Here is a 22,966-nt window from a genome sequence, read left to right on the forward strand (position 1 = left end):
CCGTGACGGATGAGGAATTGACTATGATTGAAAACCGATTGAATCATCGCCCCAGAAAGCGACTAGGATTCAAGACACCTCACGAGGTATTCCATGCCTCGTTAAAGCGTGTTGCACTTCGTCCTTGAATCCGCCAAATATGAAAAATATCCTACTCTTTTGAAAGAGCTTCTAAATGCCAGTACCGGCGCCGCGCGGCTTTATCGCGCAGCGTCCGGTGGACCGCAGGGTTACTTGGCACTGTGAACATGCTCCCACTCTCCAGACTCGAAGTCTTTCAGGATGGCGCTAACAGTCTCGGTTGCATTGAGGACGACCTCGTTGGAGGGGAGCGTTTCAACGTAGTACTCAATGAGTACACCTATGACTTGAACCAGTTCAATGCCATTTCCAAGATTTGCTGAAATGTAGTGGTCCGTGAGTTCAAGCGACTTTTTGTACGGCCCACCGTCCTCGCGCTCCAATACGTTCAGTTGGCGCGGAATCCACAATCTCAACTCCTCGGTTATCGGCTGGCCATCCTTACCCAGAAAGCGCATCGAGGGGGAAGCGTGAACAAGATTAGGGTTTTGTTCACTGGAGTTCTTTAGTCTGACCTCCTGATCCTCGGAGGCAGGGCGGAGACAGAGGCAACAAACGATGGGATGGGTTTCATTAGACACCGGAACGCGAGGAGTCATTTTGATATGGATTTCTCTAATGCGCCCTTCCCAGTCTCTTTCCGTGGGTTTGCGTAAGAGTTTCAATGCAAGGCCGTAGTGCTTGCAGAATGCGGCTGCACCAGACTGGTATCCGGTCTTTGTGACTATGATCCCGACGCAATTACCTATGTCATGTACTACTGCAAAGAAGTTGCGTGCCTTTTCGAGGGTCAGATTTGATGCGTAGTTCTTGCACTCGATCAAGACTCGATGGGTGATACCAGCCTGCTTGAACTCCCAATAGACATCCACCTGATGCTCTACACCTGAGCGACCGACAATAGAAACATTGTGCTGGACGTTTACGGTGTTGACTCCCTCTCTTGCAAGGATGTCTTTGTAGATGGCCTGAGTGAGCAGTTCGTATTCAATGGCTTCAGCATACATGTCTGCATCCACGGCGGACTCCTGTGACAGCTAACGTGTTGTAGGGATAGAGGTTGGCGCGCAGCGACTCTTCGAATTCTGGCCAGCCAGCCAAGACGATATGTTTCATGGGAATGCGGACCAAGGGCGTTGACCGTGGGTTAAAAGATGTCGCTATTGTCAGCGGGTGGAACGGGCGCCGGGGCGGGGCCAGGAGCCCCTGCCGTCATCAGCCTCAAAATCTCCCGAAGTTTGCCCAGAAGCTCGTCGAAGGTTACCACCACCACGTCCTTTGAGGAGTGGCGGAACAGGTCCAGCGAGCGCTTTTCTTGGATTGTGGTCGGCGCCGTGCCGGCAATCACGATGCAGTGGACAGCTGAAACATGCGTGTCTTTGAGCTCCGGATCATGGGATTTCGCCGCGAAGTTGTTCAAGAGCTGGAAGCGCTGATCGAGCACCTGCGCCATTGCGCTGGTCAAATCCTTGTGTGGCGCGTGCAGATCGCCGCGAAACGTCCTAGCCTCGATGAGCTTAGTTGCCGGGCGCTTGATCTCGATGAGGGCGAGGCTGCCGGTGAACCGTTGCGCGAACAGGAAGTCCACGATGCTCTCGCCCGCGCCGCGCAGCATCGTCCCGCCGATGTGCGCTTGTTCTTGAATCAAGATGACGGGGTGAGGGAACGCTAGACCTAAGACGAAAGGATTCGCTTTGAAGAAGGCTTGCCACTTCGGCTCGGGCAGGTTCTTGCCGAGCATGTCTTCGATCTTAGCGATCAGCTCCTTCAGAGTGACCTGCTCGATGACCGCTTTGAGCTCTACCAACTGGGAGGGTTGCTCTGCGGCGATCTTCGCGGCGTCGTCGCGGACGACCGTTGCTGCCGCGAGGTGGTCGCTGGCGCTGCGGTTTGGCGCGCGTCCGCCCAGCTTGATCAACTCGTAGATTTCACCGGCCTTCACCTTGGGGAAGCGCCGCTCGAATTGGACTGGGTCGGCGACGTGCAGCAACTCGTTGAAGGCAAGCAATTGGCGTTCGCGCAGCGACCGCTCGCGAGCCCGGTTGGTAATGGAGTCGATTGACCGCCTGATCGCCGAGAACCTATCGATGCCGAGTTTGAACTTGGGCAGGTCGGTCGACGCGCCGTTGCCTGGCTCAATCACCAACTCGTTGATGCCTTGCATTTCAAGGATAGAGTGCGGGATCAGTCGGTATTCCCACTTGAATCCAAGCCCATATTTGGCGTGGCGGCCAAAGCCAGTGGGCAGGCTTTCGAGCATCGTGTCGAATTCCCTGATGTCTTCCGGCAGGCCCCAGGGCTCGTCCTCGTCGGCCAGGATGGTGATGGTGGCCAGCTCGTGATACTTCGGCATCAGGAACTCGTAGCGATACGAGGCCGAAACCAGCGGGAACATGGAAAGAGCGCCTTTGACCACGCGGGCGAGAAGCACCGTCCGCTGGGTCTTCTCCGAGCCGTCATCGGGATAGGCCTCGCCGTGTGCATAGACCTCGACGCAGTCTTCTCCACCATGGGTGGATTTCTTCAGCGACACCTGCATCGCCTCGGCGTCTGGGTTGGTGCGAGGCTCGAGGTCATCGCCTCGCTCATCTTCGCGCTCCGGCTCATCCTGTTCTTCGAAGAAATCGTCTGCGATGTCCTCTGGTGTGTCGGCTTGGTCTGCGTTCTTTTTCGCCATCGCTTTCCTTCTATGGAATAGATAAATAGGTCGTTGCCTAGATTTTCTCAGTAACTGGCATGAGGCCAGCCAAAGGGCGCTGCCATTGCGTCTAGTACGGGTAGGTGTGGACTATGGTTCAAATCCAGAGTTCTATCTTTGCACAATATTGGTGCAATTATGTCGTTAAGTTCTTACCGCGCATTCACGCTCATTTACTTTTAATTACTAAGTAGTCGAAATAGCAAGTTCGTAAATAGTCAACCAACCACCACCACACACGGGGGACAGATTTTCTCTGTCCCCCTTTTTCTTTCCCGGAAGGCCCTGTTTTTGCGGGCTTTCGCGTTTTGCCTTGTGGACGCGACGGGTCAGATCTCCCCGATTTTTGTCCTCAGAGACCACATTTCTCTCTTTTTTCTCTCCAGGCTTGTGGACGTGTCCATGAGCTGAGTCCAGTATTCATGCGGGTTTCAAGGATTGGGTTGGACCTTGCCGCTGCATGAGCATCGGGGATGTGAACTTTTCGAAGACGTCCAAATGCCGCAAAGAAGTCATCACTGAACCATAAGATGACTGGCAACAATCGGCCAAAAGCAGCCATTGAGGTTATACATGCCAATCACGTGGGCGCAAGTCAACAGAACTGCGTAGTCAGTTCTAAAATGACAGCTTTAGGGCAAGCAAATGAGTAGTCTCAAGGCATGGGCTAGATCGTTAAAACTTGACGTCATGACGCTTTGGTTCGCTCTGAAGCATCCACAGACGCCGTGGCACGCTCGTGCATTCGCGGCCATCCTCACGGCATACGCGTTGAGTCCCATCGATCTGATCCCGGACTTCATTCCAGTATTAGGGTATTTGGACGATCTGATCATTGTTCCTGTCGGTGTCTGGTTGCCACCCTCACTGTGGCCTGATGAATGGCATGCAGCCTGTGGCAGCCGCGATCCTAGGCAAACCAAAAAATACCCATTTCCATCCATTCTTGGGGTGGGCATCATCTAAATGGGTGTTAATGGGTGTATTATTGGTCGCATGCTGCGTTCAGATTCCCTTCAGATCACACCTGAGATCCTGAGCCTGATTGCCCGGATCGATGAATTCAAGGGCGCATGGCGGGCCTTGGGAACACTTGCGCCCGAGCGTCTTTCGGCGTTGCGGCGCGTGGCGACCATCGAAAGCATCGGTTCGTCCACCCGCATCGAGGGCAGCAAGCTGACTGACCGAGAGGTGGAGCGTCTGCTTTCCAACCTGGCCATCAAATCCTTCGACACGCGCGACGAACAGGAGGTGGCCGGTTACGCTGAACTCATGGATATGGTGTTCAGTTCGTGGCAGGACACCCCGTTCAACGAGAACCACATCAAGCAACTGCACCAGGTTTTGCTGACCCACAGCGAAAAGGATTCACGCCACCGGGGGCAGTACAAGACCCATTCGAACAGCGTCGCCGCATTCGATGAAAACGGTACGCAGATCGGCATCGTCTTCGAGACTGCCACGCCATTTGATACACCACGGCTGATGGCTGAATTGGTGTCATGGGTGAATGGCGAGCGCGAAAAGGCGCACTTGCACCCCTTGTTGATCATCGCGATCTTCGTTGTGGTGTTTCTGGAAATCCACCCCTTTCAGGATGGCAACGGACGTTTGAGCCGGGTGCTGACGACACTGCTGCTGATCCAGTCTGGGTACGCCTATGTGCCATACAGCTCGCTGGAGAGCGTGATCGAGCTGAACAAGGAGGCCTATTACTTGGCACTGCGCCAGACACAGGGAACCATCCGCACGGAGGCACCCAACTGGCAGCCATGGCTGGTGTTCTTTTTACGCTCTCTGGCAGAGCAGGTGCGGCGCTTGGAGAAGAAGGTCGAACGTGAAAAGATTGTGCTGGCTGCATTGCCCGAGCTGTCACTGCAGATCGTGGAATTCGCCCGCGAGCATGGCCGCGTCACGATGATGGATGCGATCAAATTGACCGGGGCCAGTCGCAACACCCTCAAACAGCATTTCCGTGACCTGACCTGGCGCAACCATCTGGAGCAGCACGGCAGCGGGCGTGGTGTGTGGTACGGACTGAAATGAGTGGGGCTCTGCCAATCGGCCTCCGGAGCAACTTCAGAATGCCGTCATGCAGAGCCCTGATCCGGACGACTTGTGGACGTGGGTTCAAATGCCAAAACCGGATTTGAACTGAGTCAAAGAATTGTGCCGGTTTAAGATCGACTCATGGGTTGGGTCTAAATCTCTACCTCGCATCTACGCCCTAGTACTCTCTGGCACGCTTGAGTGCGAATAGAAAGTTCCTGAGTGATGAACCATCCACCACCATATGCAACGACAAAGGCCGCTAGGTTTAACCACCTAGCGGCTTTTTTATTTACTGAGCGCTCGCTGTAGAACTGCCACGCGCACGATGTAATTTTTTATAGCTGTCGATCAGGCGGTGGTGCCGATCGAGCCCCTCAAGTTTCATGCTCGTGGGCGTCAACCCAAAGAAGCGCACCGTGCCATCGACCGATCCTATGACGGCGTCCATCCGTGCGTTGCCAAACATTCGACGGAAGTTGACTTCATAGTCTTTCAGTTCGAGCTCTGGATCGAGCTGTACTTCCAGCACCACGTGCAAGGCTTGGTAAAACAATTTGCGTTCGACCGTGTTGTCGTTGTATTGCAGGAAGGCCCCTACAAGGTCTTGCGCTTCTTCAAATTGCTGCAACGCCAGATGAATCAGCAGCTTCAGTTCAAGCACCGTCAGCTGACCCCACTCGGTGTTTTCATCAAATTCGATACCGATCAACGTGGCAATGTCCAAGTACTCATCGAGCTCATTGTTTTCCAAGCGATCCATCAGCGCAGACAAACTGGCATCGTCCAAGCGGTGCAGGTTCAGGATGTCTTCGCGAAACAGCAGCGCCATGTTGGTGTTGTCCCAAATCAAATCTTCGACGGGGTAAACCTCCGAATAGCCGGGCACCAAAATCCGGCAGGCGATGGCGCCCAACTGGTCATACACTGCGGTGTAGACCTCTTTGCCCATGTCTTCAAGAATGCCCAACAACGTGGCCGCTTCTTCTGCGTTGGCGTTTTTGCCTTGGCCGGAAAAGTCCCACGCTACAAATTCGAAATCGGCTTTGGCACTGAAAAAACGCCACGACACGATGCCGCTAGAGTCGATGAAGTGCTCTACAAAGTTGTTGGGCTCCGTGACCGCGTTGCTCTCGAACGTGGGCGGTGGCAAATCGTTCAGGCCCTCAAAGCTGCGACCTTGCAGCAACTCCGTGAGGCTGCGCTCCAAGGCCACTTCCAAGCGGGGGTGCGCGCCGAACGACGCGAACACGCCGCCTGTGCGTGGGTTCATCAAGGTCACGCACATGACGGGGTAGACCCCGCCCAGTGACGCATCTTTCACCAGCACCGGAAAGCCCTGTTCTTCCAAGCCTTGAATGCCGGCCAAGATGCTGGGGTATTGCGCCAACACGTCTTGCGGCACATCGGGCAAACAAATTTCACCTTCTAGGATTTCGCGCTTGACCGCGCGTTCGAAAATTTCCGACAGGCATTGCACCTGCGCTTCGGCCAGTGTGTTGCCCGCGCTCATGCCATTGCTCACAAACAAGTTTTCGACCAAGTTAGACGGGAAATACACCACTTCGCCATCTGACTGACGGATGTACGGCAGTGAGCAAATGCCACGCTCTACATGACCGGAGTTGGTGTCGATCAAATGCGAGCCACGCAATTCGCCATCGGCGTTGTAGATCTGCAGGCAGTAGGCGTCGAGAATTTCAGCGGGCAGGGCGTCTTTCTTTCCGGGCTTGAACCAGCGCTCATTGGGGTAATGGACAAACGCTGCATTGGCGATGTCTTCACCCCAAAAAGAGCCTGCGTAGAAATGGTTGTTGTTGAGCCGCTCGATGTATTCACCCAACGCCGATGCCAGCGCGCTCTCCTTGGTCGCACCTTTGCCGTTGGTGAAACACATAGGCGAATGCGCATCGCGGATGTGCAGTGACCACACATTGGGAATGATGTTGCGCCACGACGCAATTTCAATCTTGATGCCCAAGCCTGCCAAGATGCCCGACATGTTGGCGATGGTTTGTTCCAGCGGCAGGTCCTTGCCCGCGATGTAGGTGCTGCTGTCAGCGCTTGGTTTCAGCGTGAGCAAAGCTTGCGCATCGGCATCCAAGCTCTCGACTTCTTCGATGACAAATTCGGGGCCTGCTTGCACCACTTTTTTGACGGTGCAACGCTCAATCGAGTTCAAGATGCCTCGGCGGTCAACCTCTTGAATGTCAGATGGCAACTCCACCTGGATTTTGAAAATCTGTTGGTAACGGTTCTCTGGATCGACGATGTTGTTTTGCGACAGACGGATGTTGTCGGTGGGAATGTTGCGCGTGTCGCAGTACAGCTTCACAAAGTACGCGGCACACAAAGCCGATGAAGCCAAAAAATAATCGAAAGGTCCAGGGGCTGAGCCATCGCCTTTGTAACGAATAGGCTGGTCGGCGATGACCGTGAAGTCATCGAACTTGGCTTCCAAGCGAAGCTTGTCGAGAAAGTTGACCTTGATTTCCATGGGGAATATTTAAAAGTAATGCGCTAAATGATGTGGTGGAAACGATGTGCCACCACGCTGGTACCCAGTATATAAAGCCCTGTCAAAACAGGGCTGGCTGTTGCGCTGACAGGGTTACGCGCGGTAGCGCGCAATCATGTCTTCGCGCCACTCCAACCCAATTCCGGGAGTGTCCCAAGGCAACAGCATCCCGTCTTTGATCTGCAGGGGGGCGTGTCGCAACCCGCCTGCGGCATCCATCACTTCGATCCAATCGGCGGTGGGTGTTGCACACAACAATTGCGCGCTGGCTTCTACAAATGTGTGAGACGACATCGGCAGTCCCGCCGTGCGGGCCAATGCCGACGCCTCCAGCCAGCCCGTGACCCCATGGATAAATTGTGGATCGGGCATGACCAAATCTGACGCCCGTGCGGCAATGGCCGTGCGCATTTCAGACGGTCCGTGAAAGTTCTCACCCATTTGGATTGGCGTGGTGATGGCCTCGGCAATGCGGGCGCAACCCTCCAAATCATCGGCAAGTATGGGCTCTTCAATCCATGCCAGCCCCTCGTCATCGAGGGCCTTGCAGCGAGCCATGGCTTCCGCAAAACTGAGCGACTGGTTGTAGTCGATCATGAGTGCGGCGGCATGGCCTAACGCTTGTTTGGCGGCACGTATGGCCGCCAAGTCCTCGGCGAAGGTGGGGAATCCTGCTTTGATTTTCAGACCCGCAAACCCTGCAGCCAGCGTTTCCTGTGCGATGGCCACCACTTCTTTGGCGTCGTAAAGTCCGACGCTGTGATAGGCCTTGATCGGTCGCAGTTCTGCGCCCAGCGCGCGTGCCAGCGGCTCTGCGCGGGCGCGTGCCCATGCGTCCCACAGGGCCATGTCCAGCCCACCAAGCGCGACGCCCAAGAGCCCCTTCATGCCGAACAGTCGGCAACGGCGCAGCAGGTGTGCGTGGATATCACGCGGTGCCAGCGGCAAACCCGTTGCCATGTCCGCAAGATTTGACACGGCGTGCTGCAGTGCTGGCAGCAATTCGGGCAGATACACCTGTGCGTAAGCGCGGCCCACCACATCGCTGTCGGTGTGCACATCAATCAACACGAGGGGGAACTGACCAATGGTCCCTGACGCCGTGCGCACTGGCCGAGGCAAGGGCGCCAAAACAGGGGTGGTGTGGATGCTGGTGATTTTCATGGTCATTAAATTTCTCCGTTCATCACAAATGCGTCATCAGCCAAATTCACACATCGGTGAAGCTGCAGCTGACGTGGCCAAGAACACCGAAGTCGATCAACACGGTGTCTTTGGGCTCGATCTCTAAGGGTACGAGGCATGTGCCCGTTGTCACTGTTTGGCCTGCAGCCAAGGTGACGCCGATCGTTGACAGTTCGTTGACCAGCCAAGTGAGTGCAATGCGAGGATCGCCCAACACGTTGGACCCGATGCCATCGCGCGTCAGCCGTTTACCGACCCTGCCAACGACGCGGTGCGATGCCAAATCGATCTGGCGCCAAGTCTCGGGTGCTTGAGGTCCGAGCACAAAGCGGTGGGCGCAGGCGTTGTCCGCAATCAGCTGCGCCGCACCGGCTGTGACAAAGTCCACATAGCGGGAGTCGGGTATTTCAATGGCGAGGTAAAGCTCGGACACTGCGTCGAGCACCTCGCGCAATTCATACGGTGTTTGACGTGGTAGCAAATCGCGGCCCATGCGAAACGCAAACTCTGCCTCCGCCACGCGCATGCGGTTGGCGCCAAAGGGAACCGTGTCACCGTCGCGGTACACCATCTCAGCCAGCAGACGACCTGCAATGGGGCCGTCAACGCCGATGTGCTGTTGTCCAGCCACGCTGGTTGCCGCAATTTTCCAGCCAAAGAGTGGTTGGTCGCTCATGGTTTCCAGTTGAGCCTGAACGGCATAAGCTTCTTCACGGTTGGTGGGGCGCAGGGAGGGCGGCAAGGCGGCCAGCGCTGTGCCGTCTTTCCAATGTTGCATAAGCAGTGCCGTGGCTGCTTTGGCTGAAGTGATGTCCATCATAGAAATCCTAGGTACGAGCCTGCGCCGCATGCGGGCTGCTTTGTCGATGTGATTGTGCTTGTGACGCAATGCGCTCACGCTCTTCTGGGGTCAATCGGTTCATGTTTTTGAGCTGCATGAGCATGCGCGGATTTTTGGCCAGCACGTCCGCATGTCGGATGAGGTAGTCCCAATACAAGGTGGTGAAGGGGCAGGCCGTGTCGCCCGTGGATTGCGCGGGGTTAAACCGACAACCCTTGCAGTGGTTGCTCATGCGGTCAATGTATTTGCCGCTGGCCACGTAGGGCTTGCTGGCCATGAGGCCGCCGTCTGCAAATTGGCTCATGCCCAAGGTGTTGGGGAGCTCGACCCATTCCACCGCATCGACATACACGCCCAAATACCACTGGTGTACGGCTTGGGGTTCGACCCCCAGCAACAAGGCGTAGAGGCCGGTCACCATCAAGCGCTGAATGTGGTGTGCGTAGCCATGTGCCAAGGTTTGCCCAATCGCATCGCGCAGACAGGCCATCTCGGTTTGACCCGTCCAGTAAAACTCGGGCAGTTGCTGATGGGCTTGCATCGCGTTGCGCGCCACGTAGTCAGGCATGTGCGTCCAGTAAATGCCGCGCACATACTCACGCCAACCCAAGATTTGCCGCACAAAGCCCTCCACCGCTTGCAGTGGCGCATGACCTTGGCGAAGCGCATCTTCTGCCGCTGCGACAACTTCGCGTGGGTGGATCAGCTTGAGGTTCAAGGCGCAGGACAAATGCGAGTGGTACAGCCAAACTTCGCCCTCCCACATGGCATCTTGGTACAGCCCAAAACTGGGTAGCCTGTGCGCGATGAACTCTGCCAGTGCCGACAGCGCTTGCGCGCGCGTCACGGGCCAGCCAAAGCTCGCCAGCGATCCGGGGTGATGTGCGAAGCGTTGGTTCACCAGCTGAATGACGTCTTGCGTGATCGCATCGGGCTCAAACCGGCTGGGTTTGGGCAACAGCCCGGGGCCTTGTTTGCCAAAACTCCCTCGGTTGTCCGCATCGAAGTTCCATTGGTCACCCATGGGTTTTTTGCCGTCCATCAAGATGCCGGTCTTTTGGCGCATCTCGCGGTAGAAAAATTCCAAGCGCAGTTGTTTGCGTCCACGGGCATGCTCCGCGAAATCACGCACCGTGCTGAAGAAGTGTGTGTCGTCGCGAATCTCAAGGTTCAAGTCATGTGCGCGGGCAACCGATCGCAGGCTTTGCAGAACGCGCCATTCGCCTGGGGCCGTCATCACCAACTGCTGAGGCTGGGTGTGCGCGATGGCTTTGCGCAATTCGCCAGCCAAGGTGCCTGCGTTGTCAGGCGCATCCAGCGGGGTGTAGTGGACGGTCCAGCCTCGCGCTTTGAGCTGTGCCGCGAAGTGGCGCATGGCGCTTAAAAAGACGGTGGTGCGTTGTTTGGCCGATGTGACGTGCGTGGACTCTTCGGCGACCTCTGCCATCCAGATCGCGTCTTGTTGGGGCTCAAAACCGTTCAGTGCCGACGCGTTTTCGTCGAGCTGGTCTCCCAAAATCAATACGAGGTGTCTGAGCTGTGATGTCATGGGGTTGACGCATCAGGAACGGCGCCACGGACCGTGCGGCGCGTCAGGGCATTCCTGCGGTCTTTGTCTGTGGGTCAGTCGCGGAAATTGTTAAACGACAGGGGCAAGTCGGTCATTTCTTTGCGGATCAAGGCCATCGCCGCTTGCAAGTCGTCGCGCTTGGTGCCGCTGACGCGCACGGCGTCGCCTTGGATGGCGGCTTGCACTTTGATCTTGCTGTCCTTGAGCAAGCGTTGGATTTTTTTGGACACTTCGGTTTCAATGCCGTTGCGGATTTTGATGACTTGCTTCACCTTGTCACCGCCTACTTTTTGCACATCGCCTTTGTCGAGGAAGCGCACGTCCACTTCGCGTTTAGTCAGCTTGTTGCGCAGCACGTCTTCGACTTGCACCAACTGAAAGTCGGCATCGCCAAACATGGTGATCTCTTTGTCTTTAAATTCAACGGCAGCGGATGTGCCTTTGAAATCAAAACGGGTGGCGATTTCTTTGGACGTGTTTTCAACGGCGTTTTTCACTTCGACCAAGTTGGGTTCGAGTACGGTGTCAAAAGAAGGCATGGCAGTCGGCTTTCAAATTCAGAATGAGACAATTGTCGTATGTTAGTTGAGCCCAATTACCCCCTTCAAGCACACAACAGTTTTGGCATCGTCGCCAAAGCGTTTCAGTTGGTGCGCGTGCAATCCGAAGCCGATGTACAAGCGGTCATGGCGGACCCTGCGTTGCGTGCTGGCCCAAAGTTTGTGCTGGGTGGCGGCAGCAACATGGTGCTGACTGGCGACGTGAAACCTTTGGTCCTCAAAGTCGAACTCAAAGGCATGCGCTTGGTGCAAGAAACAGACAAGGCTTGGGTGGTCGAAGCCGCTGCGGGCGAAAGCTGGCACGACTTGGTGCGCTGGACCTTGGACAACGGCTGGCCTGGCCTAGAAAACATGGCGCTCATCCCCGGCAGTGTGGGCGCCTCGCCCGTGCAAAACATTGGCGCGTATGGCGTGGAGTTGCAAGACCGTTTTGATTCCTTGGACGCCATCGACCTGACCACGGGCCACACCTTCAGCCTCAACGCTGCGCAATGCGCCTTTGGTTACCGCGACTCGGTGTTCAAACACGAGAGCAGTGGCCCGAATGGTTTGGGCTTGGCAGGCAAAGCCCTCATCACCCGAGTCCGCTTCTCGCTGCGCAAAGATTGGAAGCCCGTCTTGGGCTACCTCGACCTCGAACGCAAAATGGCCGAGACCGGCATCAGCCAGCCCACCCCGATGCAAATCTTTGATTGGGTCTGCGCCATTCGCCGCGCCAAGCTGCCCGACCCTGCGGTGATTGGCAACGCCGGCAGCTTCTTCAAAAACCCCACCGTCACCCAAGACCAGTGTGACGACATCATCGCTCGCGACCCGAAAGTGGTGCATTACGTCTTGGATGACGGCCGCATCAAACTCGCCGCTGGCTGGTTGATCGACGCCTGCGGCTGGAAAGGCAAAGCCGTGGGCAACGCCGCCGTCTATGAAAAACAAGCCTTGGTATTGGTCAATAAAGGTGGTCGCGACAACCCGTGTACCGGCGGCGAAGTGATGACCTTGGCCAAAGCCATCCAAACCAGTGTGTATGAGCGCTTCGGCATCCGCTTAGAGCCAGAGCCCGTGGTGGTTTAAGCCGCCACGCCTCTTCAGCAAGCAAAGTAGCCAAAAAAAGCGACCTCAAAAGGTCGCTTTTTCATGGAGCCAAAGAACCCTTGGGTTACTTCTTGCCGCCTTCCAGCTTGATCATGTCTGCACCTTCACCCAGCGACAACAAGCCTGTGTGGGCGTAGATGCTCAGCTTGGCGCGTGTGTCGGTGATGTCAAGGTTGCGCATGGTCAGTTGGCCAATGCGGTCCAGCGGTGTGAACGGTGCGTCCTCGACCTTTTCCATGCTCAAACGCTCAGGCGAGTAAGTCAGGTTCGGGCTTTCGGTGTTCAAGATGCTGTAGTCGTTGCCACGGCGCAGCTCCAACGTCACTTCGCCAGTGATGGCGCGAGCCACCCAACGCTGTGCGGTTTCGCGCAACATGATCGACTGTGGGTCGAACCAACGGCCTTGGTACAACAAGCGGCCCAAGCGCAGGCCGTTGATGCGGTACTGCTCGATGGTGTCTTCGTTGTGGATGCCCGTCACCAAGCGCTCGTAAGCGATGTGCAACAGCGCCATGCCTGGGGCTTCGTAGATGCCGCGGCTCTTGGCTTCGATGATGCGGTTCTCGATCTGGTCGCTCATGCCCAAACCGTGGCGGCCACCAATTTCGTTGGCTTTCAAGAACAGCGCCACAGGGTCGGCGTATTCCACACCGTTCAAAGCCACAGGTTGGCCTTCTTCAAAACGGATGGTAATTTCTTCTGCTTTCACCACGCAGTCTTCGCGCCAGAACGGCACACCCATGATGGGGTTGACGATCTTCATGCCGCTAGAGAGGCTCTCAAGGTCTTTGGCTTCGTGCGTCGCACCCAGCATGTTGCTGTCGGTGCTGTAGGCCTTTTCGGCGCTCATCTTGTAGCCAAACCCGTTGGCCGTCATGAAGGCCGACATTTCAGCGCGGCCACCGAGTTCGTCGATGAACAGCTGGTCCAGCCAAGGTTTGTAGATGCGCAGGCTGGGGTTGGTCAACAAACCGTAGCGGTAAAAGCGCTCGATGTCGTTGCCTTTGTAGGTCGAGCCGTCGCCCCAAATGTTGACGTCGTCTTCTTTCATAGCCGCCACGAGCATGGTGCCTGTCACGGCACGGCCCAGCGGCGTGGTGTTGAAGTAAGTGATGCCACCGGTGCTGATGTGGAACGCACCGCACTGAATGGCAGCAATGCCTTCGTGGGCGAGTTGTTTGCGGCAGTCGATGAGGCGGGCTTGTTCAGCGCCGTACTCCATCGCTTTACGCGGGATTTCGTTGTAGTCGGCTTCGTCAGGTTGGCCGAGGTTGGCGGTGTAAGCGTAGGGCAGGGCGCCTTTTTGCTTCATCCACAAGAGGGCAGCAGAGGTGTCGAGGCCGCCTGAGAAGGCGATGCCGACTTTTTGGCCCTTGGGTAGGTGTTGGAGGATGGTGCTCATGGTGTGTCGTTGTGCCTTGGATTAACCGAAGTGGCAGATGTAGTGGTAGGGCTCGGTCACGCGAATGTCGAACTTCGAGTTGCCAGGCACGTTGAATTTTTCGCCAGCGCTGGACTTGACCCAGTCGTTGCTGCCGTCGAGTTTGTATTCGCAAAAGCCGCCCACGCATTCCATGATCTCAGGTGCGCCTGTGTTGAAGGTCAGAGTGGCGGGCAGGATGACGCCCACGGACAGCTTGGTGCCGTCAGCCAAAGTCAGGCCGTGGCTCACACATTTGCCGTCAAAGTACACATTGGCTTTGGTGGTGACGCTGACGCTGTCAATTTTTTCTGTGGTCATGGTGCGAAAAGGGGTTGGTTTGCAAAAACTTAGATTTTAGGGGAGCGAAAACGACAAAAGCCGCACAAGGCGGCTTTTGCTGGCAAAGCTGGCTATTTTCGAGGCAGCGTGTCCGTCGTCGCGTATCAGTAGCGGGGGGCCGAGCCTGCAGGGGGCACGGGGTAGCCCGAACTGACGCCCGCGTTGTAGTTTTGGCTAGGTGGGTTGGCCATGGGGGTGATTTGCAAGCGCACGGTGGGGCCTGGGTCTTGTGGCATTTGCACGGTGTATTGCTTACCTGCGAACTCGTAGACCACGTTGTAAGCCATGGTGCGGTTCTCGTAGAACATTTGTTGGGTGCAGTTTTGCACGTTGCGCACCTCAGGGGTGCCGGGTCCCTCGACCTTGTCACCCAAGATTGCGCCGCCAAACAAACCCAACATGGTGGCGGCGGCGCGGCCTGAGCCTTGGCCCATGCTGTTGCCGATGGCGCCACCCGCGATGGCGCCCATGGCGGCACCGGCGCCCGATTTTTGGCCTTGCGTCACCACTTGCTCGTTGTTGCACACCTGACGGGGCACAGCCACTTGCTGAATGATGGGGGTGCTGGAGATGACACGGCCCACTTCTTGGGCATGAACGCCGAGACTCACGCCCGATAAACCGGCCAAAAGGGCAGCTGTCATGGTGCTGTGCGTGATGTATTTTTTCATGGTACTTACCTTTTTCTGAACTTGGACTAAGTGTAGTCTTCGCGTTATTTGTGTGTTGCTGCTCGTCTGTAAAGCAGGGGTAAAACTGGTGCAGTCTCTAGCCAACAACGCGCTGCCACGCTTCAGGGTTGACGCCGACGATGACCTCTTGGCCTGTGACCATCACGGGGCGCTTGATCACACTGGCGTGTTCCAGCATCAAGTCGCGTGCACTGGCGGTATCGGTCACGCGGGCTTGTCGCGCAGGGTCGAGCTTGCGCCATGTGGTGCCTTTGCGGTTGACCAGCATGTCCCAGCTCACATGGGACAGCCACAGATCGACGGCAGCAGCAGGCACGCCTTGCTTTTTGAAATCGTGGAAGGTGTAGTCGATGCCGCGCTCGCTGAGCCAGACACGGGCTTTTTTGACGCTGTCGCAGTTGGGAATGCCGTAAACGGTGATGGATGCTGTGTTCATGGGGCGACATCATGCCGCAAGACGCTGGGTGGGCGACAATTCGACCCATGAATTCATTAGACAGTTGGCTCGCGCACTGTGAGCGTTTGCATCCCAAAAACATCGACATGGGCTTGGACCGCGTCCGCGTGGTGGCCGAGCGCCTGAATTTGCACTTTGACGGCCCCGTCATCACGGTGGCGGGCACCAACGGCAAGGGATCGACCTGCGCGATGTTGGAGGCCTGTTTGCTGCAAGCGGGTTATCGCACGGGGGTTTACACCTCGCCGCATTTGGTGCATTTTCAAGAGCGCTGCCGCATCCATGGTGAAACTGTGCAGCCTGACGCGTTGTTGCCCCATTTCGCGCGCGTCGAGGCGGCACGTGTGCAAGACGGTGAGGTGTCGCTCACCTACTTTGAGTTCACCACGTTGGCCATTTTGAGTTTGATGAGCGCTTCTCAGTTGGAAGTGGCAATTTTGGAGGTCGGTTTGGGTGGCCGTCTAGACGCCGTCAACGTCATCGACGCCGATTGCTCGGTCATCACCAGCATTGACCTTGATCACATGGAATTTTTGGGCAACGACCGCGAAACGATTGGTCGCGAGAAGGCCGGCATCATGCGCACGGGCCGTCCCGTCATCGTGAGTGACCCCGTGCCGCCGCAAAGCGTGCTGGACCATGCTTTGGAAATTGGCGCAGATCTGTGGCAATTTGGCAAAGATTTCAATTTCACCGGCGACAAGCAGCAATGGGGCTGGGCTGGCCGTGGCCGTCGTTACAGCGGTTTGGCTTACCCCGCGCTGCGCGGAGCCAATCAGTTGGTGAATGCCAGCGGCGTGTTGGCTGCCTTGGAAGCCCTGCGCACGCGCATTCCTGTGACGGCGCAAGCCATCCGCAACGGACTGGCGATGGTCGAGCTGCCCGGTCGTTTTCAGATCGTGCCAGGCCAACCCGCCTTGGTGCTGGACGTGGCACACAACCCCCATGCCGTGGCTGCTTTGACCGCCAATTTGGATGCGATGGGCTTTTATCCCACCACCCATGCCGTGTTTGGCGCCATGGCCGACAAAGACTTGGCGCCCATGCTCGCGCGCTTGGGGCCTTTGGTGGACCGTTGGTACTTCTGTGATTTGCCCACCCCGCGTGCCGCTACCGCCGAACAACTGCAGGCTCAGTGGCAGGCCACTCAAACACGCAAAGACGTGAAAGCCAGCACCCACGCCAACCCCCAAGCTGCGCTGCAAGCCGCAGTAGCGGCGGCAGACCCCACTGATAGAATTGTGGTCTTCGGATCGTTCTTCACGGTCGGGGGTGTTTTGGCGGAGGGTGTCCCCCGTTTAGATGCCCCACATTTGAGCTCCTGAGACCCCATTCATGGCCTTTTTCAAGTTTCGATTGCCCAGTCGTGCCGCTGGCGAGCACCCAGGCAATTTCAGCAATTCACCGACTGAAAGCGTCGAGGTTTTGCGTCGCCGCGCCCGTCATCGTTTGATTGGCGCATCGGTGTTGGTTGTGTTGGGTGTGGTGGGTTTTCCGCTGGTGTTTGACACCCAGCCGCGTCCTGTGTCGGTTGATATCGCGGTCGACATTCCAGACCGTGCGAACAGCAAACCGTTGGTCTCTGCTTCGTCAGCGACCAAACCTTTGGCAGCGGGTGCTGCGCTGGACCCCAAAGAAGAGGTGGTGGTGTCTAGCAAGGCTGCCTCAAAGGCAGACCCTAAGCCTGAGCCCAAGGCAGAGACCAAGTCCGATGCCAACCCTAAAACAGATGCTGCGAAAGCTGAGGCGAAGCCCGCAGACGACAAATCAGCGGCTTCGGATAACAAAGACAGCGCACCCCGATTCATCGTGCAGGTCGGCTCTTTTTCTGAAGATTCCAAAGCCCGCGAGGTGCGTGCCAAGCTAGAAAAAGCGGGTTACAAAACCTACACCCATGTGGCGACGACCAAAGAAGGCCCGCGCACGCGTGTGCGCGTGGGGCCCTTCACCAGCCGTGATGAAGCCGACAAAGTGGCTCACAAAATCAAGCAGCTGCAGTTGCAGCCCGCTGTATTGGCCCTGTGATGTTGAACCTCACGGCGGTAGATTGGATTCTGCTGGCCGTTTTGGGCCTGTCTTTTTTGTTGGGGATTTGGCGCGGCTTGGTGCATGAGGTGTTGTCGCTGGCAGGTTGGATCGTGGCTTTCTTTGTGTCTCAGATGTATGCCCCCCGCGCTGCGGCGTGGTTGCCCATGGAGGGCAGCAGCCAAATGTTGCGTTACGCCGCAGGTTTTGTGACGGTCTTTGTGGCGGTGCTGATCGCAACCGTCTTCTTGAGCTGGCTCATTCGAAAAATGGTGTCCGCTGTGGGCCTTGGTCCTTTAGACCGTTTACTGGGGGCTGTGTTTGGCCTCTTGCGCGGTTTGGTGATTTTGTTGGCGGTGACGGTGGTGGTGGGCATGACGCCCCTGCACACGTCGCAAGCTTGGCAGCAGGCGCAAGGTGCGCCGGTGTTGCAACAGTTTTTGCATGTGTTGAAGCCGGTGTTACCGGCTGATTTTGGAAAGTACCTCCCCTAATGTGTGGCATCGTCGGCGTTGCAAGCAACGCACCTGTGAACCAGTTGATTTATGACGCCTTGTTGCTCTTGCAGCACCGAGGTCAAGATGCCGCCGGCATCGTCACCCAGCTGGACCGTAAATTCTTCATGCACAAAGCCAAAGGCATGGTGCGCGATGTGTTTCGCACGCGCAATATGCGTGCGTTGCCAGGCAACAACGGCTTGGGCCAAGTGCGCTACCCCACGGCAGGCAATGCGTTCAGCGAGGAAGAGGCGCAGCCTTTTTACGTGAATGCGCCGTTTGGTTTGGTGCTGGTGCACAACGGCAACTTGACCAACGCGCATGCGTTGAAAGCCGAGTTGTTCTCTGAAGACCACCGCCACATCAACACCGAAAGCGACTCTGAAGTCTTGCTCAACGTGCTGGCGCACGAGATTGACAAAGCCACACGTGGCTTGCCTTTGAAGCCTGCCGATGTGTTTGAGGCTGTGCGTCGCGTGCACCGCCGTATCAAAGGGTCGTACGCTGTTATTTCGATGATTGCAGGTCACGGCTTGTTGGCGTTTCGCGATCCGTTTGGCATTCGCCCCTTGTGCATTGGCCGCAGCGCTGACGGCACTTACATGGTGGCGAGCGAATCGGTGGCTTTGGATGGCACGGGGCATGTGTTTGAGCGTGACATCGCCCCTGGCGAAGCCGTGTTCATTGACCTCGCAGGCAACGTTCACTTCATGCAGTGCGCCGATGCCCCCCAGCTCAAGCCTTGCATTTTTGAATACGTGTACTTGGCACGTCCTGACTCCACGATGGATGGCATTTCTGTCTATCAAGCCCGTTTGAACTTGGGCGAAACTTTGGCCAAGCGCGTGGTGTCCGTGGTGCCGCCAACCGACATTGATGTGATCATTCCCATCCCCGAGTCCAGCCGACCCAGTGCCACGCAGTTGGCGCATTTGTTGGGCATCCCATACCGCGAAGGTTTTGTGAAAAACCGTTACGTGGGCCGTACCTTCATCATGCCGGGTCAAGGCGTGCGTAAAAAATCGGTGCGTCAAAAACTCAACGTGATTGCCAGCGAATTCAAAGGCCGTAACGTGTTGTTGGTGGACGACTCCATCGTGCGCGGCACGACCAGCAAAGAAATTGTGCAAATGGCCCGCGACGCCGGTGCGCGCAAGGTTTACATGGCCAGCGCTGCGCCACCTGTGCGCTTTCCTAACGTGTATGGCATCGACATGCCTACGCCTGAAGAGCTGGTGGCACACAACCGCACCCTCGACGAAGTGCGCGAGTTGATTGGTTGCGACGCTTTGATTTATCAAGACGTCGACGCCATGAAACAAGCCGTGCGCGCTGCGACTGCAGGCGACGCACCTCAACTCGATGGCTTTGACGCTTCTTGTTTTGACGGCGTGTATGTGACCGGTGATGTGTCTTTGAGCGACATCGTGCGCTTGAACGAAAAACGTGTGGGCCAAGAAGAGGGCGCAGAAGACAACTCGCGCCTTGCACTGCCCAATCAATCGGAGTGACCTTGGTATGAGTCAACACCCTTTGCCCGACGATCTGCACTTGGAAACGCTGGCGGTACGTCTGGCCGCTGACCGAAGTCAATATGGCGAAAACTCAGAAGCCCTGTATTTGACCAGTGGCTATGTGCAGCCCTCTGCCGAAGCTTCAGCTCGCCGTTTTGCGGGCGAAGAAGACGGTTACACCTACGGCCGCTCGGGCAACCCCACGGTGAGCAGTTTTGAAATGCGCTTGGCTGCGCTAGAGGGCAGTGAGGCTGCTTTGGCCACCTCGTCTGGCATGTCGGCGGTGATGCTGATGTTGTTCAGCTTGCTCAAGTCGGGCGATCATGTGGTCTATTCGCAATCGATGTTTGGCTCGACGCTCAAGTTGATTGGCTCTGAGTTCGCACGCTTTGGCGTGGAATCGACGGTGGTGTCGCAAACGGATTTGGCCGCTTGGAAAGCGGCCATCCGTCCCAACACCAAGATCTTGTTTGCCGAAACCCCTACCAATCCTTTGACCGAGGTGTGCGACATCGTCGCCTTGGCTGATTTGGCGCACAACGCGGGCGCATTGCTCGCCGTCGACAACTGTTTTGCCACGCCAGTTCTGCAACGCCCCATGGGCATGGGCGCAGACATCGTCATGCACTCCGGCACCAAGTATTTGGATGGCCAAGGTCGTGTGATGGCGGGTGCTTTGTGCGCCAGCGAGAAGCTCATCAAAGAAAAGTGTTTGCCCGTGATGAAAAACAGCGGCATGGTGCTGTCCCCGTTCAATGCATGGGTGGTGCTCAAAGGCTTGGAGACGCTCGACATTCGCATGCGTGCTCAAAGCCAACGTGCGCATGAGTTGGCTCTGTGGCTCGAGCAGCACCCCAGTGTGTCACGCGTGTACTACCCCGGCTTGGCCAGTCACCCGCAGCACGCGTTGTCGATGAAACAAATGTCGGGCATGGGCGGCGCTGTGTTGTCGTTTGATGTGAAAGCGGCCGATCCACAAACGGGACGCACACGTGCATTCCACGTGCTCGACAGCCTCCGCACACTTTCGCTGTGTACCAACTTGGGCGACACCAAAACCTTGCTCACACACCCCGCCAGCACCTCGCATGGCAAGCTCTCGGAAGACCAGCGTCAAGCCGCAGGCATTGGCCAAGGTTTGATTCGTTTGGCTGCCGGCCTTGAGCATTTGGATGACATGAAGGCCGACTTGTTACGCGGCCTTGAGACCCTTTGATTTTTATTTCTGCATGACCAAAATTCGTACCCGTTTCGCGCCATCACCCACTGGCTTTATCCATCTGGGCAACATTCGTTCAGCCTTGTACCCATGGGCATTTGCGCGCGCCACTGGCGGTGACTTTATTCTTCGCATTGAAGACACCGACCTTGAGCGGTCCACCCAAGCTTCGGTGGACGTCATCATCGAGGGCATGAAGTGGCTGGGCCTCGACCACGACGAAGGCCCGTTCTACCAAATGCAACGCATGGACCGTTACAAAGCGGTGCTCGAAGAGCTCAAAGCCGCTGGTCACGTCTACCCCTGCTACATGAGCATGGAAGAGTTAGACGCGTTGCGTGAGCAGCAAATGGCGAACAAAGAAAAGCCACGTTACAACGGCACATGGCGGCCCGAGCCCGGTAAAACCTTGCCCGCGATTCCTGAGGGCGTGAAGCCCGTGCTGCGCTTTAAAAATCCGCAAGGTGGCTCCGTGGTGTGGGAAGACAAAGTCAAAGGCCGCATCGAAATCAGCAACGATGAGTTGGACGACTTGGTCATTGCCCGCCCCGACGGCACGCCCACGTATAACTTTTGCGTGGTGGTGGACGACATCGACATGGCCATCACCCACGTGATCCGTGGCGACGACCATGTGAACAACACACCTCGTCAAATCAACATCTTCAAAGCGCTGGGCAAAGACACGCCGGTGTACGCCCACTTGCCCACCGTGCTCAATGAGCAAGGCGAGAAGATGAGCAAGCGCAATGGCGCCAAAGCCGTGACGCAATACCGTGATGAAGGCTACTTGCCCGATGCCATGGTCAATTACCTCGCCCGCTTGGGTTGGAGTCACGGCGATGATGAAATTTTCAGCCGCGCTCAATTCTTAGAGTGGTTCAACCTTGACCACCTCGGCCGCAGCGCTGCGCAATTTGATGAAGCCAAGCTCAAGTGGGTGAATGCCCAGCACATGAAGGCCATGGCCGACGATGCCTTGGCGCCGCTGGTGCAAGCCCAATTGGCCAAGCGTGGTGTGGTCACGGATGCGCGTTTGCCTGCCATTTGCGGTTTGTTCAAAGACCGTTGCGACACCACGGTGGCGTTGGCCGACTGGGCCACCGCTTTTTATGGCGATGTGACGCCGAAAGCCGAAGACCTTGCACAGCACGTCACCGCGGCCGTTGAGCCTGCGCTGGCCCTGTTGGCTGAAAAATTGGCATCGTGTGCATGGACGAAAGAGGCGGTCAGTGCTGCGATCAAAGAAGTCTTGGCTGCTACGGGTTTGAAAATGCCGCAACTTGCCATGCCAGTTCGTGTGTTGGTGATGGGCACACCTCAAACGCCTACGCTCGATGCTGTGCTTTCTTTGTGCGAAAGAGAAAAAGTTTTGAGCCGTTTGACCAAACGCTAAAAACTGCGATATACTAACGTTCTCGACAGACATCGGGGGTATAGCTCAGCTGGGAGAGCGCTTGCATGGCATGCAAGAGGTCAGCGGTTCGATCCCGCTTACCTCCACCAGAGAGATGTCGAGTTGGTTAAGTCCACAGGTTATGACCCTATCGTCTAGAGGCCTAGGACATCACCCTTTCACGGTGAGTACCGGGGTTCGAATCCCCGTAGGGTCGCCAAGTTTTGTAGCACTTGGCTAGGTTGCGAAAGCAACAGAGCAAAAGTTACAGCTACCAGGAGTGGTAGTTCAGTTGGTTAGAATACCGGCCTGTCACGCCGGGGGTCGCGGGTTCGAGTCCCGTCCACTCCGCCAAAACGAGAAACCCTTGCAAGCCTTGGTTTGTAAGGGTTTTTTCTTTTTGGCAAGGCGACTGGTCCACGGTTTCCATGTCTTTGTCGTCGATGCAAATTATGACCACATATACCGAGGCATGGGCGGTGCTTCCCGTGCGCGCAATGCGTTCATGAATAAGCAGTAAATCGCAACAAACCGAAATGCAATCAGACCGACGGCCCATTGCTGTGGTTGCTGATTGAAATAGACATAGGCGTTGAAATAATCCATCAACAGCGCCGTGATCGCGATGCCAACATACAGCAGTGCTATTTTTTCAAAATACCAATTCTTCAAATAAGGCGGATTCAAGGACGAAGTGCAACAAAGATGAACTGGTTATAGGTGGCTGAGGATGCGAGAGCATCATGGCCGCTTTAACCGCCAAATCGAAATTGCCCAATGTACAAGCACCTCAGCCGAGAAGAACGATAC

The 22,966-nt window shown here is 56.4% G+C and carries 21 protein-coding genes and 3 tRNA genes; 12 read left to right on the forward strand and 12 right to left on the reverse strand.

The features are described from left to right. Positions 1-230: 230 nt before the first annotated feature. Together RMS95_RS05115 and RMS95_RS05120 are read right to left on the reverse strand one after the other, a co-directional pair. Positions 231-1,100, reverse strand: coding sequence for a restriction endonuclease (locus tag RMS95_RS05115; protein ID WP_310644171.1), 870 nt, complete (start codon positions 1,098-1,100; stop codon positions 231-233). A 128-nt stretch (positions 1,101-1,228) separates the two neighbouring features. Further along, a complete protein-coding gene (locus RMS95_RS05120) occupies positions 1,229-2,758 on the reverse strand; it encodes a Shedu immune nuclease family protein (protein WP_310644173.1) in 1,530 nt (509 codons plus the stop codon). 666 nt (positions 2,759-3,424) lie between these two features. On the opposite strand from RMS95_RS05120, the gene RMS95_RS05125 reads away from it, so the two are divergent. Then, on the forward strand, positions 3,425-3,745 hold the full coding sequence (locus RMS95_RS05125) for a YkvA family protein (RefSeq protein WP_310644175.1): 321 nt from the start codon (positions 3,425-3,427) through the stop codon (positions 3,743-3,745). Positions 3,746-3,775: 30 nt separating this feature from the next. Continuing rightward, positions 3,776-4,825, forward strand: coding sequence for a Fic family protein (locus tag RMS95_RS05130; RefSeq protein WP_310644177.1), 1,050 nt, complete (start codon positions 3,776-3,778; stop codon positions 4,823-4,825). A 295-nt stretch (positions 4,826-5,120) separates the two neighbouring features. Here RMS95_RS05130 and RMS95_RS05135 read toward each other — a convergent pair whose 3' ends face one another. The 5 genes from RMS95_RS05135 to RMS95_RS05155 form a co-directional block, all read right to left on the reverse strand. Continuing rightward, positions 5,121-7,325: an OsmC domain/YcaO domain-containing protein gene (locus RMS95_RS05135; protein WP_310644179.1), complete on the reverse strand. Its 2,205-nt coding sequence runs from the start codon at positions 7,323-7,325 to the stop codon at positions 5,121-5,123. 114 nt (positions 7,326-7,439) lie between these two features. Continuing rightward, the gene (locus RMS95_RS05140) at positions 7,440-8,516 is read right to left on the reverse strand and encodes an enolase C-terminal domain-like protein (protein ID WP_310644180.1); all 1,077 of its coding nucleotides are present in this window, start codon (positions 8,514-8,516) and stop codon (positions 7,440-7,442) included. 40 nt (positions 8,517-8,556) lie between these two features. Continuing rightward, positions 8,557-9,348: a fumarylacetoacetate hydrolase family protein gene (locus RMS95_RS05145; protein ID WP_310644182.1), complete on the reverse strand. Its 792-nt coding sequence runs from the start codon at positions 9,346-9,348 to the stop codon at positions 8,557-8,559. 10 nt (positions 9,349-9,358) lie between these two features. Further along, positions 9,359-10,921: a cryptochrome/photolyase family protein gene (locus RMS95_RS05150; protein ID WP_310644184.1), complete on the reverse strand. Its 1,563-nt coding sequence runs from the start codon at positions 10,919-10,921 to the stop codon at positions 9,359-9,361. Positions 10,922-10,995: 74 nt separating this feature from the next. Next, positions 10,996-11,481 (reverse strand): YajQ family cyclic di-GMP-binding protein, encoded by a 486-nt coding sequence (locus RMS95_RS05155; protein WP_310644186.1) that lies wholly within the window; start codon positions 11,479-11,481, stop codon positions 10,996-10,998. A gap of 39 nt (positions 11,482-11,520) precedes the next feature. Between RMS95_RS05155 and murB the strand changes: the two genes are divergently transcribed. Beyond that, entirely contained in the window at positions 11,521-12,573 is a 1,053-nt protein-coding gene (gene murB / locus RMS95_RS05160; RefSeq protein ID WP_310644188.1) for a UDP-N-acetylmuramate dehydrogenase, read from the forward strand. A gap of 85 nt (positions 12,574-12,658) precedes the next feature. Here murB and argG read toward each other — a convergent pair whose 3' ends face one another. The 4 genes from argG to RMS95_RS05180 all read right to left on the reverse strand — a co-directional run bounded on the left by argG (position 12,659) and on the right by RMS95_RS05180 (position 15,484). Continuing rightward, positions 12,659-13,996 carry an argininosuccinate synthase gene (argG, locus tag RMS95_RS05165; protein WP_310644190.1) on the reverse strand — a complete coding sequence of 446 codons (1,338 nt, stop codon included), beginning with the start codon at positions 13,994-13,996 and terminating at the stop codon, positions 12,659-12,661. A 21-nt stretch (positions 13,997-14,017) separates the two neighbouring features. After that, positions 14,018-14,335 carry a pyrimidine/purine nucleoside phosphorylase gene (locus tag RMS95_RS05170; RefSeq protein ID WP_310644192.1) on the reverse strand — a complete coding sequence of 106 codons (318 nt, stop codon included), beginning with the start codon at positions 14,333-14,335 and terminating at the stop codon, positions 14,018-14,020. A gap of 125 nt (positions 14,336-14,460) precedes the next feature. Beyond that, positions 14,461-15,000 (reverse strand): hypothetical protein, encoded by a 540-nt coding sequence (locus RMS95_RS05175; protein WP_310644194.1) that lies wholly within the window; start codon positions 14,998-15,000, stop codon positions 14,461-14,463. 124 nt (positions 15,001-15,124) lie between these two features. After that, positions 15,125-15,484, reverse strand: coding sequence for an ArsC family reductase (locus tag RMS95_RS05180; protein WP_310644196.1), 360 nt, complete (start codon positions 15,482-15,484; stop codon positions 15,125-15,127). A gap of 47 nt (positions 15,485-15,531) precedes the next feature. Here RMS95_RS05180 and folC point away from each other — a divergent pair, with 47 nt between their 5' ends. The 9 genes from folC to RMS95_RS05225 all read left to right on the forward strand — a co-directional run bounded on the left by folC (position 15,532) and on the right by RMS95_RS05225 (position 22,510). After that, positions 15,532-16,830, forward strand: coding sequence for a bifunctional tetrahydrofolate synthase/dihydrofolate synthase (gene folC, locus RMS95_RS05185; RefSeq protein WP_310644198.1), 1,299 nt, complete (start codon positions 15,532-15,534; stop codon positions 16,828-16,830). A gap of 10 nt (positions 16,831-16,840) precedes the next feature. Then, positions 16,841-17,530 (forward strand): SPOR domain-containing protein, encoded by a 690-nt coding sequence (locus tag RMS95_RS05190; RefSeq protein WP_310644200.1) that lies wholly within the window; start codon positions 16,841-16,843, stop codon positions 17,528-17,530. Next, positions 17,530-18,024: a CvpA family protein gene (locus RMS95_RS05195; RefSeq protein WP_310644202.1), complete on the forward strand. Its 495-nt coding sequence runs from the start codon at positions 17,530-17,532 to the stop codon at positions 18,022-18,024. Before RMS95_RS05190 ends, RMS95_RS05195 begins: the two co-directional genes overlap by 1 nt. Continuing rightward, a complete protein-coding gene (gene purF / locus RMS95_RS05200) occupies positions 18,024-19,538 on the forward strand; it encodes an amidophosphoribosyltransferase (RefSeq protein ID WP_310644204.1) in 1,515 nt (504 codons plus the stop codon). The genes RMS95_RS05195 and purF overlap by 1 nt, the downstream gene beginning before the upstream one ends. A gap of 7 nt (positions 19,539-19,545) precedes the next feature. Then, entirely contained in the window at positions 19,546-20,757 is a 1,212-nt protein-coding gene (locus tag RMS95_RS05205; protein WP_310644206.1) for an O-succinylhomoserine sulfhydrylase, read from the forward strand. A 13-nt stretch (positions 20,758-20,770) separates the two neighbouring features. After that, positions 20,771-22,156: a glutamate--tRNA ligase gene (gene gltX / locus RMS95_RS05210; protein WP_310644208.1), complete on the forward strand. Its 1,386-nt coding sequence runs from the start codon at positions 20,771-20,773 to the stop codon at positions 22,154-22,156. Between the two features lie 34 nt (positions 22,157-22,190). After that, positions 22,191-22,266: transfer RNA gene (locus tag RMS95_RS05215), tRNA-Ala, on the forward strand. 34 nt (positions 22,267-22,300) lie between these two features. Then, positions 22,301-22,376, forward strand: a tRNA-Glu gene (locus tag RMS95_RS05220). A gap of 57 nt (positions 22,377-22,433) precedes the next feature. Next, positions 22,434-22,510, forward strand: a tRNA-Asp gene (locus RMS95_RS05225). A gap of 96 nt (positions 22,511-22,606) precedes the next feature. On the opposite strand, the gene RMS95_RS05230 is transcribed toward RMS95_RS05225, so the two are convergent. Then, entirely contained in the window at positions 22,607-22,843 is a 237-nt protein-coding gene (locus tag RMS95_RS05230; protein WP_310644210.1) for a hypothetical protein, read from the reverse strand. Between the last annotated feature and the right edge of the window lie 123 nt (positions 22,844-22,966).

Source organism: Limnohabitans sp. (assembly GCF_031539175.1).
Classification (GTDB): domain Bacteria; phylum Pseudomonadota; class Gammaproteobacteria; order Burkholderiales; family Burkholderiaceae_C; genus Limnohabitans.